The organism is Carboxylicivirga taeanensis (assembly GCF_051851475.1).
GTDB lineage: Bacteria > Bacteroidota > Bacteroidia > Bacteroidales > Marinilabiliaceae > Carboxylicivirga > Carboxylicivirga taeanensis.
Window position 1 is genome coordinate 79737 of sequence record NZ_JBPUSJ010000010.1, and the last position, 16518, is coordinate 96254.

At 42.1% G+C, this 16518-nt stretch carries 13 protein-coding genes; 9 read left to right on the plus strand and 4 right to left on the minus strand.

Annotation, left to right across the window (positions count from 1 at the left end; all coding sequences use genetic code 11):
* Positions 1 to 3 precede the first annotated feature (3 nt).
* From ACSX1H_RS14430 to ACSX1H_RS14455, 6 genes are all read left to right on the plus strand, one after another.
* On the plus strand, positions 4 to 3192 hold the full coding sequence (locus ACSX1H_RS14430) for a SusC/RagA family TonB-linked outer membrane protein (RefSeq protein ID WP_439184930.1): 3189 nt from the start codon (positions 4 to 6) through the stop codon (positions 3190 to 3192).
* A gap of 114 nt (positions 3193 to 3306) precedes the next feature.
* The gene (locus ACSX1H_RS14435; RefSeq protein WP_439184931.1) at positions 3307 to 4734 is read left to right on the plus strand and encodes a RagB/SusD family nutrient uptake outer membrane protein; all 1428 of its coding nucleotides are present in this window, start codon (positions 3307 to 3309) and stop codon (positions 4732 to 4734) included.
* 17 nt (positions 4735 to 4751) lie between these two features.
* Positions 4752 to 5252, plus strand: a complete 501-nt coding sequence (locus tag ACSX1H_RS14440; protein WP_439184932.1) for an SRPBCC family protein — start codon at positions 4752 to 4754, stop codon at positions 5250 to 5252.
* A 96-nt stretch (positions 5253 to 5348) separates the two neighbouring features.
* The gene (locus tag ACSX1H_RS14445; protein WP_439184933.1) at positions 5349 to 6488 is read left to right on the plus strand and encodes a TlpA family protein disulfide reductase; all 1140 of its coding nucleotides are present in this window, start codon (positions 5349 to 5351) and stop codon (positions 6486 to 6488) included.
* Positions 6489 to 6606: 118 nt separating this feature from the next.
* The gene (locus ACSX1H_RS14450; protein WP_439184934.1) at positions 6607 to 7917 is read left to right on the plus strand and encodes a thioredoxin family protein; all 1311 of its coding nucleotides are present in this window, start codon (positions 6607 to 6609) and stop codon (positions 7915 to 7917) included.
* 79 nt (positions 7918 to 7996) lie between these two features.
* Positions 7997 to 9172 (plus strand): thioredoxin family protein, encoded by a 1176-nt coding sequence (locus ACSX1H_RS14455; protein WP_439184935.1) that lies wholly within the window; start codon positions 7997 to 7999, stop codon positions 9170 to 9172.
* A 266-nt stretch (positions 9173 to 9438) separates the two neighbouring features.
* Here ACSX1H_RS14455 and ACSX1H_RS14460 read toward each other — a convergent pair whose 3' ends face one another.
* The 3 genes from ACSX1H_RS14460 to ACSX1H_RS14470 form a co-directional block, all read right to left on the minus strand.
* A complete protein-coding gene (locus tag ACSX1H_RS14460; RefSeq protein WP_439184936.1) occupies positions 9439 to 11340 on the minus strand; it encodes an amidophosphoribosyltransferase in 1902 nt (633 codons plus the stop codon).
* A gap of 114 nt (positions 11341 to 11454) precedes the next feature.
* The gene (locus ACSX1H_RS14465; protein WP_439184937.1) at positions 11455 to 11898 is read right to left on the minus strand and encodes an SPOR domain-containing protein; all 444 of its coding nucleotides are present in this window, start codon (positions 11896 to 11898) and stop codon (positions 11455 to 11457) included.
* Positions 11899 to 11937: 39 nt separating this feature from the next.
* Complete coding sequence (locus tag ACSX1H_RS14470) at positions 11938 to 12780, minus strand: universal stress protein (RefSeq protein ID WP_439184938.1); 843 nt, start codon at positions 12778 to 12780, stop codon at positions 11938 to 11940.
* A 215-nt stretch (positions 12781 to 12995) separates the two neighbouring features.
* Here ACSX1H_RS14470 and miaB point away from each other — a divergent pair, with 215 nt between their 5' ends.
* Positions 12996 to 14354, plus strand: coding sequence for a tRNA (N6-isopentenyl adenosine(37)-C2)-methylthiotransferase MiaB (gene miaB, locus ACSX1H_RS14475; protein WP_439184939.1), 1359 nt, complete (start codon positions 12996 to 12998; stop codon positions 14352 to 14354).
* A 53-nt stretch (positions 14355 to 14407) separates the two neighbouring features.
* The gene (locus ACSX1H_RS14480) at positions 14408 to 14755 is read left to right on the plus strand and encodes a carboxymuconolactone decarboxylase family protein (protein ID WP_439184940.1); all 348 of its coding nucleotides are present in this window, start codon (positions 14408 to 14410) and stop codon (positions 14753 to 14755) included.
* Positions 14756 to 14777: 22 nt separating this feature from the next.
* On the opposite strand, the gene ACSX1H_RS14485 is transcribed toward ACSX1H_RS14480, so the two are convergent.
* Positions 14778 to 15122: an STAS domain-containing protein gene (locus tag ACSX1H_RS14485; protein WP_439184941.1), complete on the minus strand. Its 345-nt coding sequence runs from the start codon at positions 15120 to 15122 to the stop codon at positions 14778 to 14780.
* Between the two features lie 230 nt (positions 15123 to 15352).
* Here ACSX1H_RS14485 and ACSX1H_RS14490 point away from each other — a divergent pair, with 230 nt between their 5' ends.
* Complete coding sequence (locus ACSX1H_RS14490) at positions 15353 to 16495, plus strand: 1-acyl-sn-glycerol-3-phosphate acyltransferase (protein WP_439184942.1); 1143 nt, start codon at positions 15353 to 15355, stop codon at positions 16493 to 16495.
* Positions 16496 to 16518 lie beyond the last annotated feature (23 nt).

Genomic DNA, 16518 nt, shown 5'->3' on the forward strand with positions numbered 1-16518 from the left:
ACCATGCACAAATTTTTATATTTAATTGGTTTTTGGCTATTGGCCACAACCAGCCTGCTTGCCCAGGAAAAAGTAAAAGCAGCCAGCTTACAACCGGCAATTGTAAAGGGAGTGGTTACCGATGCCAAAACAGGCGATCCGATTCCTGGAGCCAATGTCTACGTGAAGGAAACCATGAGAGGCGATGTAACCAATATGGAAGGTGAATTTTCGATGCTTCAGGTGGTCGAAGGACAAACTATTTGTATTACCTGTATCGGTTGTAAAGACGTCAATATTGCTTATGAAGGTCAGGATTTCATTAAAGCGGAACTCATTGAAGATGTGGTTGCTTTGGGCGAAATAGTCACCGTTGGCTATGGTGTTCAGGAAAGACGCGACTTAACCGGCTCTGTAGCCAAAATTAGCGCAGAGGATATAGCCGGTATTGCTCCAAGCTTTGATAATGCATTGGTGGGGAAAGTAGCCGGGGTGAATGTTAACCTGAGCAGTGGAGCACCAGGTAGTGCTACATCCATTACCATACGTGGTCTCTCGTCGATTAATGCCGACAATAATCCCTTAATTGTTATTGATGGTACTCCGGTATATGGCACAGGTAAAGGAGTTAACAATATTGATTTTGGGAATGGTTCAGTGGCCGCCGGAAGCATTGGCGGTAATGCCGTAAGCAACGGCTACTCCCAGCAAATGGAGTTTGAACGTAACCCTTTAGCTGCCTTAAGTCCTGATGATATTGAATCCATTGAAATATTGAAAGACGCCTTTTCAACCGCAATCTACGGGTCACGTGGTGCGGCGGGTGTTATATTAGTAACCACCAAGAAGGGGAAAAAAGGGAAACCTCAAATTAATGTGGGCTACTCAGTTAAACTTGGGCAGCCAATAGGCACACCCGAAGTGCTGGATGCAGATGATTTCAGCTCAATATATACCAAGTTTAATAAAGCCATCGGCTCTGGAGCCAAATTCCCAACTACCTATAATACCGACTGGCTCGATGAAGTTATTAGAACAGAAGTGGTACAGGAAGCGCGCGCTTCAGTAACCGGCGGTAATGACAACAGCACCTATTTTATCAGCTTCAGCAACTTCGATCAGCAAGGCTATATCATTGGTCAGGATTTAAAGCGAAACTCGGCCCGCGCTAATTTCGACATCAATCCTGCTAACTGGATTTCTTTTGGTACCAATTCTTCCATCTCACTCATCGAAAATGCGGCACTAAACAGCCAAACGGTCTATCGCGATGCCGTAATGATGTCGCCCAATATACCAGCCTATCACCCTGACGGGTCCTACTTCTTTCACACACCAGAAATAGGCTTTGATAATAACATCAATAACATCACAGGCCACTTGAGCAACCCTATTGCCAAAGCAAACGAAGACAATAATATTAAAGACACCCGCGTACTTACCAATTTCTATGCGGAGTTAAAACCTCTATCCTGGTTAAGTCTCAAATCACAAGTCGGTATTGACATTTACAATACCAAATCATATAATCGCAATTTCGCCACGCCTCAAAACCCAGGCGGATCTGCCACTACCTCATCTGATCAAAATTTAAAATATGTGGTTAACAACGTCCTAACTGTTCGCAAGCTGATGGCTGACCACATGATTAATGCAGTAATTGGTCAGAGCTTTGAAACATCTGAGGAATCCAGATTACGAGTGAGTGGCGGTGGTTTTTTCGATGATAGTGAGAAAAGTATCAATGCGGCTACAAAAGATAAGCGTATCCTGGATGCCCTTACTCAGAAATGGGCCGTAGTATCCTACTTTACCCGCCTGAATTACCGCTTTAAAAACCGTTATCTGGCTGGCTTCACCTACCGGGTTGATGGCTCGTCCCGTTTTAGCAAAAACGAGCGTTACAGAGGTTTTCCTTCCTTCTCAGCCGGATGGATTGTTACCGAAGAGCGGTTTATGGATAATACCAGCAACTGGCTCAGTAATCTGAAGCTGCGTGCCAGTTATGGCCTCTCGGGATTGGATGGATCCTTTGGGGGTTACTATGGTAACCAGGGAACCTGGACGCGCGATAACCGCACAATGTCGGGAAATACCTTGCTATATAATGGTATTCCTTTACTATTTAATGAACAATCGGTGAATCCAAACCTGGAGTGGGAAACAACAACCTCCCTTGACCTGGGAATTGATGCTTCGCTGTGGAATGGAAAAATGGACATTACCATCGATTATTTTTACAAGCATACCAATAATTTATTGTCCAACGATCATGTTCCCCTCTACATGGGATGGAGTTCCCAGCAACAAAATATTGGGGATATGAAGAACGAAGGAATAGAAGTCTTGATTAATGGTACCATTCTGCAAACTAATGACTGGATGTGGACGGGTTCTTTCAATGTTTCTCACATTCAGGATAAACTACTGAGCTTGAACGAAGAAGGACATCAGGTAGCGAAATCACAAGGCTTGGAGAAAAAGGTATTTAAAGTTGGAGAAAGCCTCAGTCAATTTTACTTATACGATTGGGTAGGTGTGGACCCCATGACAGGAGATCCACTCTGGCGCTACGAGAACGGCACTATTAGCTCCACACCTCCGCAAGCGTTATTCGATAGTGAAAACCCTCTTGCCAACCGCTATGCAGCCGGCAATAGCTTACCAACTTTTTATGGTGGATACACCAATAACCTTCGATACAAAAACTGGGACTTAAATTTCAGCTTGTCCTTTGCAGTTGGGCACAAAATGATGAACGGTACCCAGGCTACTCTGATGACCTATATTCTGAACAAGAGCAATAACTTATCAACTGACATACTGGACTATTGGAAGATTCCTGGTCACCAAACCGAAGTGCCAAAACTTGACAATCAAACAACGGTTTATCGCTCTCCGGATCACCCAAACACGGGTCTTAGGGGCTATGATGTTAGCCGTTTAAGCGATCGCTTTCTCGAAGATGCCTCGTATTTGCGTTTGCGAAATATAACCCTGGCCTACACGTTCAAGCAAAACTGGGTTAAAAAGCTGTTTATGGACCAAGTAAGAGTGTATGTACAAGGCAATAACCTGTTGACTTTAACTGGTTACAGCGGGGTTGACCCCGAAGTTAGCGCCTATGGATCAAGCGCTGTTTTTGGTGGCTATGATGAGATAACCATGCCACAGGTAAAAACCTTGAAATTTGGAGTCGATATTAAATTTTAAGCGTATCCATTGAGATACAATGAGATGAAACACGCCATGAGTAAAACTTTCTCATACTAAGAAAAGACGAAAAGGCGAGTTTGATGAGGCAATAGAAAAACAAATTACAAACACATGAAAACAAATTATATACTACCAGCAATGCTTGGCATTTGTATGTTCATGGGAGCATGCGACAAGCAATTAGATCTGGAACCAGAAAATACCATTACGGAAGATAAAGTTTTTGAAAAATTTTATACCGCCGAATCAGCGGTGGCGGGGACTTACCACATGCTTTTTTCAGCCGCAACCAATGATTATGTAATAGCTGAAGCGACCGCTCCTACCTGCGGTTATAGCTCAAGTGCCGCCCGTTCCTATGATGACATCAATAACGGAGTGATACGCCCTGAAGACGAAAACCTACAACAAATTTACGAGGATTATTATGCAGCTGCCGTACAAGCTAACCTCTTGCTACATAAAATTCCTAAATTGGGCAAATACGATGCAGCAGACATGAAGCAGCACATGGCTGAGGCCAAGTTCATCAGAGCCTTTGCCTATTTGCGCTTACTCGGATGGTATGGTGACGGTGCACTAATGAATCAGCCACAAAAAGACGGTATTGTAATGTACCTCGAACACTACGATGGGTTCGACCGTGATACAGACATTCACCCACGAAACAGTAACCAACAGGTTTTCCAACAAATTATTAACGATTTGGAAGAGGCCATCGTTGACCTACCTGACCCAAGCGAACAGGAAGGCATTGAAACGCGTGTCGGCCGGGCCAATAAAGCCACTTGCGAAGCTTTACTAACCCGCGCATATCTGTATCAGAGGGATTATAGCAATGCACTTATCTGGGCTAACAAAGCCCTTTCGCACAGTGAATATCAACTGGAAGAGGATGTTTTAACGGTATTCCCTCCTAACCCGGACGACGCTGTTATTCCCTTCTCAAAAGAACACATATTTGGCTTCCCGGTGAGCTCTAACGGCGGTAACTGGCAGTTTGGCGGTAATGGCGTTTACTACTCCAACAACCATTACTGGTACAGCCAGGATCTCATCAGCACCTTTGCCGATAGTGACTTACGCAAAACAAAACTGATGAACCAAGCGAGCTACCAGGGAAATCCGGTATACATTACCAAGAAATACCCCAACACCAGTGGTCGCGACAACATGACCATGATGCGTTTACCTGAAATCATCCTTAGCAAAGCAGAAGCCTTGGCACATACATCAAATACAGTGACACAGGAAATGATTGGCCTATTAAATGCGGTTCACCTGAGGGCTAATCCCAATGAATCAGGCTACATCGTTGCGGATTTTGCTTCATCTAACGAATACCTTAGCAGGGTATTACTTGAGCGCAACAAGGAATTGGCTTTTGAAGGCTGTTCCCGTTTTGACCACTTAAGAACCGACAGGCCGTTGTACAACCCCGAGCTTGCCGATAATAAAAAAGTACTTCCAATACCATTACGAGAGATTCAAATCAGTAATGGCCTGGTAAAACAAAACGAAGGCTATATCAATAATTAAAATTGAGGCACACAACAATGAAATTAAGATTCCTAACAAGCCTGATAGTACTGCTGGCCTGCTACACAATAGAGGCACAAATGACACCGGCAAAGAAAATTCAACCCAAGGTTATCAAAGGTGTTGGCCTTAAGGCTTCTGTCGATGATGTATGGACAGTACTGGTACAACCCGAAAAATATAACGAATGGATAGCCAATATAGAACAGTTTAGCTGCGAAGGTAATCAGGAAGGAGCACAATTGAGTTTCTCCATTCCCACAGATGGCAGCAGAGAGCAAAAGCTAACCTACGTAAGCAGGGAGCTCCGGACCGTGGCCTATTTCATTACCCAATCTGCCTACCACAACGAAGATTTTGTCTACCGATTTATCGTGGGGAAAGATGAAGAACAATCCTATTTGCAGTTTGAGGCTATTTTTTCAACGGGCAGTAAAACGACCGATGCCAATATGCAAAAACTGGTTGAGCAGGAATGGGAGCTCATTAAACAAGGCCTGCAAAAACGTTTCAATTGATTTAAAAACATTAAGGCAATAGGCGCTTACAGTCATAACTGATAAGATAAATGAACCGGAAGCGTCCTCACAACAGAAAGATAAAATAATAAACACATGAAAATCCAATTAACAATACTTGTAGCCCTAATTATGGCTATTAGTGCCTGTAACACAAAGCAAAGTGACCAGATTACTATTTCGGGGAAAGTTAAATTTCCCGATAATAAGTACAAAATGTACATCTCACAATTCCGTGATGGCGAAAGGGTGGTGACTGATTCATTTCAGGTGGCCGAAGATGGCAGCTACCAGTACCAGATGAATACGTCAATTCCGGGAGAATATAATCTGGACTGCCAGAAATGGCAATCTGTGCGTTTCTGGGCCGAAGACGAAAACCTGTCCATCGATTTCCGTGGTCAGGATACTGCCAGAATCAAAATTAAAAACCCACCATTTGTATACATCAACGGTGGTCCAAAAAATGAGGTGATGAACCACCTTAATTTTGTCAACTACCGCTCTTACCAGCTTATTATTGGCTTATCGCAAACAGTATACAAAGCCACTAAAGACATTCCGGAAAAGTATGGTCCGATTGCCGGCCAATTATATGGCGTAGCAGCTGATGACGATGCAGCTCGTTACCGCTATCTGGCGAAAGAATATGCCGATCGCAACAGTGTGCTGGCTGTAATTGGTCGCTTAAAAGACAAAACGGATAAAGAACTGATTGATGAAACCCTGGCAACGCTTAAAAAGGCTAACCCGTCTTATCCACCGCTGCTGAAATACATCAAAGACAAGGAGGAGGCACGCGCTGCTGCCGAAAAAGTGAAAATCGGCAAAGTAGCGCCCCACTTCTCCTACCCAACTCCCGATGGAGCTATGGTATCGCCCGAGGATTATAAAGGTAAAATTGTCGTTGTCGACTTCTGGGCGTCATGGTGTGGTCCGTGTCGTAACGAAATTCCTCACTTAAAAGAAGTGTATGAGAAATACCAGAGTAAAGGTGTTGAAATGCTAAGTGTATCGATCGATAAGAAAAAAGCTGACTGGCACAAAGCCCTGGGCGAAGAGAATATGGAGTGGACACAGGTACTGGCTCCAAATGCAGGCAAACAAACAATGAAAGACTACCAGTTTAGCGGCATTCCGTTCATCATCATCCTGGACCAAGACGGTAAGATTGTTGCCAAACAACTAAGGGGCAAGGAAATCGACCAAAAGCTCGACGAACTGCTCTCTAAATAGATTATTGAAGAATTGAAGATGAAACAACCTAATAAATTTGCTCATTCTCATTGCTAACAGAACGAATGGACAAATTTATTTGGGAGTTTCATATCGCACTTAAAATAAATTTAAACAAATGAAAAAAGTATTATCAATAGTGGCAGTATGCCTGCTTCTCATCTCAACCGTGCACGGAGCAAAAGCTGATGACAACAGCAAAGATGGCATCCAGTTTACACATGCCAGCTGGCAGGAAATAATTGCTAAAGCCAAAAGCGAAAACAAAATCATTTTTGCCGACTGTTATACAACTTGGTGCGGTCCCTGCAAAATGCTGGCTAAACAGGTATTTCCACAAAAAGAAGTGGGTGACTATTTCAACGCTAATTTTATTAATGTAAAAATTGACTGTGAAAAAGGCGAAGGCATTGATCTCAAAAACAAATTTGGCGTGTCGGCCTTCCCAACCATGCTGTTTATCGACCCAAGTAATGAAAAGGTATTGCACCGTGTGGTTGGTTTCAGACCAGCCGAAGAACTGATAAAGGAAGCGAAAGGCGCACCAGCCGAAGCTAAAAGGGCCGAAGCCTTAGCGGCAGCCTTCAAAAAGAACAAAAAGGATATAAAAACCACCGAAGACTACCTGAGCTACCTGGTGAAAGTAAGCGATCCTAAAGCTGAGACCGTAGCGCTGCACTACTTGAGCATGGTTCCTAAAAGTGATTGGCACAAAAAAGACTACTTCTGGTTAATGAGCCGTTACGTAAAAGACCCTTTTAGCAAAGAGGCTGACTACTTTTACAAAAACAAGGATAAATTTATTGAAGCCAACGGTTTTAAGGGCGAATATTTCGAATCGGGCATGTATTACAGCTATGCGGGCGATTTGGCAGATGTAAAAAGCAAGGAAGAATTCAATCAGAAAAAGTTTGACAAACTGGTTAAACTGATGGAAAAAAACAGCTTCGATGGCATTGAAAACATTAAAGACTATACCAACCGAGCGCTGTTAATCCACGTAAAAGATTACAGCACCTACATGGATGTAGTTGAAGAGAAGTTTGCCAAGGGACTGGAAAGTAATTCCAAATTTTACTCTCAATCGGGTTTTAATTTATTAAACCGCCTGAAAGATTGTCAGGATAAAGCCTGCTTTGAGCGAGCAGCTAAACTGATGGACGACGTGATTGCCACACAGATGGCTACAGAAGAACTGGATATGTTCGGCTTGTCAATTGCTTACAGAGATAGTTACGAGTTCATTAAAAAAGCAGGCATCACAGGTGAGCGCCTGGCCGTAGCAAAAGCGATGAGCGACTTATTCGATAACATCGTTCCTAAACACCGGGCTTTGCTAGATAAGACCTATAAAGATGCACAAAAAGCCAAAGAAGAAGGAAAGACTGGCGGACGTGCCATTCCAGCTATGAAAATGGGTGGGTATTAGTAATTGATTAATAGTTTAATTTTTTACCAGATGAGCGCCTTGGATATCTATTCAAGGCGCTTTTTATTAAAAAAACTACATGATGAGAAGTATTTTAAGCATGTTATTTATAATGGTAATAATGAGTAGCCAGGCCCAAACAGATGGGGGCATTCAGTTTACCCAGGGTTCCTGGGACGCAATCAAACAACTGGCGAAGGACCAAAACAAACCCATTTTTATCGACTGCTACACCTCCTGGTGTGGGCCGTGCAAAATGCTGTCGAAAAAAGTATTTACACAACCCCAGGTTGGACAGCTTTTTAACGATCACTTTATCAATTTCAAAATAGACATGGAAAAAGGTGAAGGGCCAGCATTAAAAAGTCAATATAAAGTGGCAGCCTACCCCACCCTAATCTGGGTCGATGCCAATGGTAATGAGCTGCACAAATCAGTTGGAGCACCCAATGCCGATGAACTTCTGCAACTTGCCACACAAGTATTAGACGGTAAAGGGCTGGCTGCACTGGCACGAAACTATAGTGCAACACCAAACTGCTATACCACCATGCTACAATACATTGAGGCATTGAACAAAGCCTACGATAAACAAGCAATCGGGCAAGTATTGCAAAAATACTTTACAGAGCACAAAGGGAAAGAGCTTCTAAAAGAAGCCAACTACCACTTAATAAAATACTACCTAAACGATATCTACTCCCCGACATTTAAATGGTTCGACAAGCACCAAAAAGCTTTTAAACAAAAGTATTCAGAGGAAGAAATAGAAGTTAAACTCTACCAGAGCTACCTCAGCTACGGACAGTCGCTGATAAGTAAAAATACAGTGGATTACGAAGGTTTTGAACGCTATAAAAAAGTCCTCAACAAACGGACAGTTAAAGAACGAAATAAGATAATCGCTTTTGTACAGGAGTCCATTTACCGTGCAGAGAGCAACTGGGACGCCTATATTGAAGCTATCCGTCATAATCTGGAGATGCAGTATTATGAAGCGGATAATGCTTTCTTGTATTACAATTGGGCGAGAGCTATTGGTTTATCAGAAACGGCTGCATCCGAACATTATTTACAAGCCGCATTATGGATGGAAAAAGCCTTTGAAGTGAGCACATGGCCCTTACAAAATAATATTGTTTACCTCAACGAAAAACTTAAGCTGCTCAAAAAAGCTAACACAGACGCCAAAAGTATCGAGGCATTAACCAAGCGAATTGAGCAGTTAAAAAGGCAGGCTAATAATTCACAATAAAACCTGTTTGGTGACAGCATTAATAAAAAATGGGACCTAAACCGTTGCTTAGAATCCCATTTACTAACCTAACCCAAATCTATGAAAAAAATCTATGAAACTATCTTCAAGATGCATGCCAAAAACCACCAATTAATGTTAGCAAATCATAAATAGTACTAATAAATTTATATAGTTATATTTTTCGATGCATCTACTATATAAAAAACCCGTTACCAGAACTTTTGTTCACAGTAACGGGCTATATTTTTGCTTTAAGTTCCTACTTAGTAAGCTCTTCCGGCATTTCCTTCAACAAAATTGATAAAGGAGGTGTTTACCACTTTATTACCTCCCGGTGTGGGATAATCACCGGTAAAATACCAGTCGCCATTGTCATCCGGACAAGCGATGTGTAAATTCTCCACCGACTGATATACCAGCTCTACATCGGCTTCAATATCCTCTGGTCGCAACATTTCAGCAATCTTGGCCGAAACCTGCTCTGCTGTAAACGGACGATAGATATCCTTCACATGATTAACAATTTCTTCTTTAGGCAAGAACTGCTGCTCTTTACACTTCTTATAGACTTCATCAATAATGTGAGTTTGTCCCGACTCATTCAGCAATTCGACAGCAGCAGCAAAGGCACAGAAATCTTTCAATCGGGCCATATCAATACCGTAGCAATCCGGATAACGAATCTGCGGCGCTGAGGACACAACAATGATTTTCTTAGGATGCAAACGATCCAGGATGCGTAAAATACTTTTCTTAAGAGTGGTTCCACGAACAATGGAATCATCAATAATCACCAGCGTGTCCACCCCATTCTTTACAATGCCATAGGTCACATCGTACACGTGCGCAACCATGTCATCACGGCTATCGTCATCCGCAATAAAGGTGCGCATTTTAACATCCTTAACAGCTATTTTTTCAACGCGCGGTTCAAGACTTAGAATCTTATCCAGCTTAACCGGGTCAATGTCGGATCCCATTTCGAGAATCTGCGATTTTTTCACCTGATCCATCTCGCGTCGAATGCCTTCCATCATGCCATAAAAAGCTGTTTCTGCCGTGTTGGGAATGTAAGAGAAAACGGTGTTCTCAATGTCGTAGTTCACCTTTTCCAAGATCGTTTTTGCCAACAAACGCCCAAGCTCTTTACGTTCTTCATAAATCTTGCGGTCACTACCTCGCGAAAAGTAAATCCGCTCAAACGAACAAGAACGACGTGTTTGAGGCACTCTTACAAGCTCTTCGGTAATTTTCCCGTTTTTCTTGATTATAAGGGCGTGACCGGGCTTTAGCTCCTTCACATCGTTGGCCCGTACATTCATGGCCGTTTGAATCACCGGGCGCTCTGAAGCCACTACCACCACTTCATCGTCGGCATAATAACAGGCCGGACGAATACCCCACGGGTCGCGGGTTACAAAGGCATCACCATGCCCAACCACTCCGGCAATGGCATAACCACCATCCCATCGACGGCTCGAACGCTCCAATATTTCGCGTATATTCAACTCCTCTTCAATGCACTCCGAAATCTCTTGGTTCGATTTTCCCTCATTCTTATACTTCCGGAACAACAACTGATTTTCTTCATCCAGAAAATGACCTACATTTTCTAACACAGTTACCGTATCGGTATAATCTTTCGGGTGCTGTCCCAGCTCGGTTAACGACTGGAAAATTTCATCCACATTGGTCAGGTTAAAGTTCCCTGCCAGCGTCAGATTGCGGGAGCGCCAGTTATTTTCGCGCAACACAGGGTGCACATAATCGATGCTGTGATTTCCAAAGGTTCCATATCGAAGGTGACCAAGGTAAAGTTCACCGGCAAAAGGCAGATGCGCTTTAGCATAGCTTGGATCATTAAGCAATTCAGGGTCTTTCTCCTGCTGCTTTATAAATGGTTCGTTTATTTTTTCAAATACATCCTTAATTGGGTTGGCTTTATTTGAACGGTGGCGCGAAAAGTATTTCTGACCCGCCGGCTGATCAATTTTCAGATTTACAGCACCAGCACCATCCTGTCCGCGGTTATGCTGTTTCTCCATCAAAAGGTATAACTTATTCAGGCCATACCTCCAGGTCCCATACTTCTCCTGATAATACTCAAGTGGTTTTAGCAAGCGGATAAGAACAATCCCACACTCGTGCTTAATTTGGTCACTCATGATTTTTCCCTCTAAAAAATAAAGCGCAAATTTATTTCTATTTTTTTAATCGTCAATGCGACTTTTCAAAAAGAAAAAGCCGGAAAAATTCCGGCTTTGCTTATATAGTTGTTACTAAAATTTATTCATCTTAACGCTTCCATCCTTCACAATGTAACAGTTTGGAAACAGATCACGCAAATCATTCAGCAGCGGCAGTGCCTCGTGTTTATGGCGATAATTACCCACGCGCACTCTCCAAAACGGAGATGTAAAGGACACGTCAACATCGCATTCCGGAAACTTATTTAAAAACTTACTTTTAACCTGCAAAGCGTTTCGTTTCCCCGTTGGCCCCGAACCAGAAAATAGCTGAATGCGGTAACCATCTACACCGTCCATTCGTTGATTAACCTCCACCTGTATATTAACCAGCTCCTCTATCCCATCTTCGTCATAAATGGTTATCACACCTTCTCCGGCAACACGTTCCTGCAGACTCTCGGCCAAAGAATTAGTCGTTTGTGCCTTACCAATAAACGAACACAATAGCAGTAAAATTACAATAAGGTTCTTCATGCTTTTAAATCTTCTTGCCCGGCAAAGATAATCATTAGATTAATCTTTTGTAGGAATTACCAACACTGGTTTTAAAGATTTATTGATTAAATCGTTTGTAAAAGCCTGAAAAAGTCTCACTAAAGGATATTTAGTATGATGAACATGTGTAGTTATCATGTCAATACCATGCTGATCAGCATAATCCATCAATAGCAGGGCAGCATCCTTTCCGGTAAGCTGAGCCGGCACTACCTCCACCCGTGCTTTTTCAACAATAAAATTTTTAACCTGCTTAATAAAAGCACTCATCTGAGCATTCATCCATTCCAGGTCCGAAGATTTTAAGCCAACAATGTGCACTTTAGCATCAAAAAGTCGGGCTACGCCAGCTATTGCCGGCACCTTCTTCCGACTCGCAATACTATAATCTATGGGCAAAGCAATACTTTTTATTGTGTGATGAAGTTGCATCCGCTTGTTAACAACCACTACCGGGCATGGCACATTCGCCACCAGGCGATAGGCCGGACTGCCTAACCATCTGGAACTACTGGAAACATCGGCATGTGAGCCCAAAACAATAAGTGTTGAATCACCATACTTAGCCTGATTAGCAATCTCTTTCACAACACTTCCTTCTCTAATCACATAGTCAAAAACGCCACACTGAACAGCATACTTACCAATGAATTTTTGATGCAACTCCCTGGCCCAGCCAAGCACATCCTGATGAAGGGCAGCATTAGCCGGGTCGTTTGTGAAAAAAGGAATGATAACAGAATCGGTTTTTACATGAATAACACGCACATTGGCTTTTAAATAATTGGCTAAATTAATTGCATAATCGAGGGCAATTAAAGACTCTTCCGAAAAATCAACGGGTACAAGTACTTCTTTCATAGGTGTGGATTTAAGTTTTCTGTTCTGATAAAGGTAATAAAATACACTTTAAAAGCCTACTAATGAGTCAAATCGAATAGTTTCCATTATTTGGAAAATACTTAACTCCCGCTAGCACAATTCAGAATAAATATACTTGCCATTAAATAGATAAGCATTAAATTTGCAGCTCTTAAAAAAATGACAATCAATAAGAAAATATAATCCCGTTCAAAATGATGGAGTTTAGTGGTGTTAAGCCTTTGATAAGCAAAAGCGGAAAAAAACTATTTATTGAAACCTACGGATGCCAAATGAATGTTGCTGACAGTGAAGTGGTGGCATCAGTAATGGAAATGGATGGCTATGGGGTAAGTTATGATATTAACGATGCGGATGCCATCTTTATCAACACCTGCTCAATACGCGACAATGCTGAGCAGCGCGTAATGGGGCGACTTAAGCAGCTTACAGCCATGCGCAAACAAAAGCCTGGCTTAATAATTGGCATCATTGGCTGTATGGCCGAGCGGGTAAAAGAATCATTGTTTGAGCAGGGGGCCAATATTGTGGTAGGGCCCGATGCCTATATGGATTTGCCAAACCTGATAGGCATGGCCGAACGAGGCGATAAAGCAATTAATGTGGAACTTTCATCCAGTGAAACATACGCCGAGGTGATACCATCGCGCTTGAGCAAGAACAAAATCTCTGGTTTTGTATCGATTATGCGAGGCTGTAACAACTTCTGCTCCTATTGCATTGTGCCTTATACCCGAGGACGAGAAAGAAGCAGACAACCCGAAAGCATTAAAAAGGAAATACAGGATTTGGCCGACAAAGGGTTTAAAGAAGTAACCTTACTGGGACAAAATGTGAATTCATACAACTACGAGGCAGCGGGTTGTAACCCCATGGATTTTTCCGAACTATTAAATTATGTAGCTGGTAATTTCCCGCAGATGCGTATCCGCTTTACCACTTCACACCCTAAAGACATGAGCGACGAAACCCTGCGGGTAATGGCTAAACACGCGAATATCTGTAAGTTCATTCACCTGCCTTTACAATCGGGTAGTTCGCGCATTCTAAAATTAATGAACCGCAAGTACGACCGCGAATGGTATATGGATCGTATTAATGCCATCCGCCAAATTCTTCCGGGCTGCGGCTTATCAACCGATGTGTTCTGCGGCTTTCACAGCGAGACAGAAGAAGACCACCAACAAACGCTTAGTTTAATGAAATGGGCGGGGTACGATTCGGCTTTTATGTTTAAGTATTCGGAGCGTCCGGGCACCTATGCTGCACAACACCTGGAAGACAACGTACCGGAAGAGGTAAAAGGACGTCGTTTACAGGAAATTATTGAACTGCAGAATCAACTTTCGTTTGACAGTAATCAAAAGGATATTGGACAAACTTATGAAGTATTGGTTGAAGGCACCTCCAAAAAATCGAAGGATGAACTATATGGACGTACTTCACAAAACAAAGTGGTTGTATTCCCTAAAAGGGACTATAAAACAGGCGATTTTGTACAGGTAGTTATTAAAGAAGCAACACAGGCAACACTGAAGGGTGAAGCTTTGTAACATTAAGTTACAGCACTGACAATAAAGCATTTTATCATCTTACACATCAGGCAATGAACGAAAAAGTTAAAGAATTTCGCGAATACAGAGCAGCCATGAATGAAAAAATTTTAGCTGCCGATAACAAGGTTATGAAACGCATCTTCAATTTGGATACCAATACCTATATGGAAGGTGCCCTGTCAACCAAAGTTAAGGAAATGCTGGGCTTGGTAAGCTCCATGGTTTTGCGCTGTGACGACTGCATAAAGTACCATTTAGAAAAATGCTACGAACAAGGCGTTAGCACAGAAGAAATGATGGAAATATTTGCCGTAGCTAATTTAGTGGGCGGAACAATTGTTATTCCGCACACACGAAGAGCTATCGAATATTGGGAAATTATAAACCAGGAGGCCTGAGCCTCCTGGAATCCTTAACTAATTAAACCAATAATAGGTCATTAGAAAAGGGCTTTGGACGGTCACAAAAAAAGAAATAGGTATCCAGGTGATGCTTTTTCATCGATTTAAGCACCTCCTCCTTCACGTTAAACAGGCTCAACTGACTTTGATTCATTTTCGACAAACGCTGGCCTGCCATTAAAGTACTCAACCCCTCTGCATCAACATACTCAACCTTTTCTAAATCAACAAATAAATTAGTAAAAGGTCGCTTCAATATGTCCATCATTTGACGCTTAAAAGCTTCAGACGTATTAAGGTCCAAATTCTCTTTGCGCTCAAAGGACATTAACGTGGTATTCTTAAAAACTTTAACTCGTATCATAACGTGGGCGTTTGACACCTTCAATAACAACCCGCATGCCACATATTACATAGTGTTATATGTCAGCACTTTAAATATTTAATACCGCTCACATTATCCAATTATTGAATTATATTCCATATTTTGGATATCGTCCAATATTAAAACAATAATAAGCCGAGTTAGAACCTAATTAATTTCGTAAACACGAATGTTTGCCTTAATTTTGCCACAAACATTATTACACAGAAATGGGAAACAATTTAAATTTTGACTCTATTCGTCCTTACAATGATGATGAGATTCATGAAGTGTTTGAGCGACTAGTTAATGAAGTCAATTTTTTAGGATTAATCAATTTTCTATATCCTAATTTCTCCACTAAGGATTTTTTAAAAAAGCTACTGAGTATTCAATCCATAAAAGAATTTCAGACAGAGGTTATTTACCCTTACGTCAAAGAAGTTCTGAGAACCACAACAAAAGGCATCACGCATTCTGGCATTGAAAAACTGGATCCTAACAGTCATTACCTGTTTATATCCAATCACCGGGACATTGTGCTGGACTCAGCTATTTTAAACATCCTGTTGGTTGAAAACAATTTTAACACCACAGAGATAGCCATTGGCGATAATCTGTTAATTTATCCCTGGATTACGGACCTGGTAAAACTGAACAAATCATTCATTGTTCAGCGCAACCTGCCGGTAAGACAGATGATGGAAAGCACACGCCGACTTTCGTCCTACATCAGGCAAACACTGACAGAGCGTAATCAGAGCATTTGGATAGCTCAGCGCGAAGGCCGTTCTAAAGACGGCGATGATCGTACACAGGTGAGCCTGCTAAAAATGCTGAACATTAGCGGAAAAGGAGATTTTACCAGCAACTTTGAAGAAATTAACATCGTTCCGCTGTCCATATCCTACGAGTACGACCCATGCGATTACCTCAAAGCCTTAGAGTTTCAGATGAAGCGCGACAACCCGGATTATAAAAAAACCCAGGATGACGACCTTAAGCACATGGGAGCAGGTTTAAGAGGTCGAAAAGGACGCGTTCACTTTGGTTTTGGCACACCTATTAAAACCGAATTGAAAGACCTGGCTACCTTAAGTAAAAACGACCAGCTACAAGGACTGGCGGAGCTTATTGATAACCAAATTCATAGCAACTACAAGTTCTATCCCGGCAATTTTATTGCCGACGATCTGTTTACCAATCATCAGCGCCACACAGATAAATACAGCGACGAGGACAAAAGCACCTTCCTGGCGTATCTGGATGAACACATTTCACGCGTTGACGGTGATAAAGACTTTTTATTTAAGGCACTTCTTGAGATGTATGCCAATCCGGTAAAAAACTTTTACACCTGCGAGGATAAATAAGAACGAATTAAGCATATATAACA

Excerpts from the sequence above, each read along its gene's own strand:
- ACSX1H_RS14470 (WP_439184938.1), bottom strand. The coding sequence starts at position 12,780 with ATGAAAGAAGTACTTGTACCCGTTGATTTTTCGGAAGAGTCTTTAATT.
- ACSX1H_RS14450 (WP_439184934.1), top strand. The coding sequence starts at position 6,607 with ATGAAAAAAGTATTATCAATAGTGGCAGTATGCCTGCTTCTCATCTCA.
- ACSX1H_RS14480 (WP_439184940.1), top strand. The coding sequence starts at position 14,408 with ATGAACGAAAAAGTTAAAGAATTTCGCGAATACAGAGCAGCCATGAAT.
- ACSX1H_RS14440 (WP_439184932.1), top strand. The coding sequence starts at position 4,752 with ATGAAATTAAGATTCCTAACAAGCCTGATAGTACTGCTGGCCTGCTAC.
- ACSX1H_RS14435 (WP_439184931.1), top strand. The coding sequence starts at position 3,307 with ATGAAAACAAATTATATACTACCAGCAATGCTTGGCATTTGTATGTTC.
- ACSX1H_RS14455 (WP_439184935.1), top strand. The coding sequence starts at position 7,997 with ATGATGAGAAGTATTTTAAGCATGTTATTTATAATGGTAATAATGAGT.
- ACSX1H_RS14445 (WP_439184933.1), top strand. The coding sequence starts at position 5,349 with ATGAAAATCCAATTAACAATACTTGTAGCCCTAATTATGGCTATTAGT.
- ACSX1H_RS14465 (WP_439184937.1), bottom strand. The coding sequence starts at position 11,898 with ATGAAGAACCTTATTGTAATTTTACTGCTATTGTGTTCGTTTATTGGT.
- ACSX1H_RS14460 (WP_439184936.1), bottom strand. The coding sequence starts at position 11,340 with ATGAGTGACCAAATTAAGCACGAGTGTGGGATTGTTCTTATCCGCTTG.
- miaB (WP_439184939.1), top strand. The coding sequence starts at position 12,996 with ATGATGGAGTTTAGTGGTGTTAAGCCTTTGATAAGCAAAAGCGGAAAA.
- ACSX1H_RS14485 (WP_439184941.1), bottom strand. The coding sequence starts at position 15,122 with ATGATACGAGTTAAAGTTTTTAAGAATACCACGTTAATGTCCTTTGAG.
- ACSX1H_RS14430 (WP_439184930.1), top strand. The coding sequence starts at position 4 with ATGCACAAATTTTTATATTTAATTGGTTTTTGGCTATTGGCCACAACC.
- ACSX1H_RS14490 (WP_439184942.1), top strand. The coding sequence starts at position 15,353 with ATGGGAAACAATTTAAATTTTGACTCTATTCGTCCTTACAATGATGAT.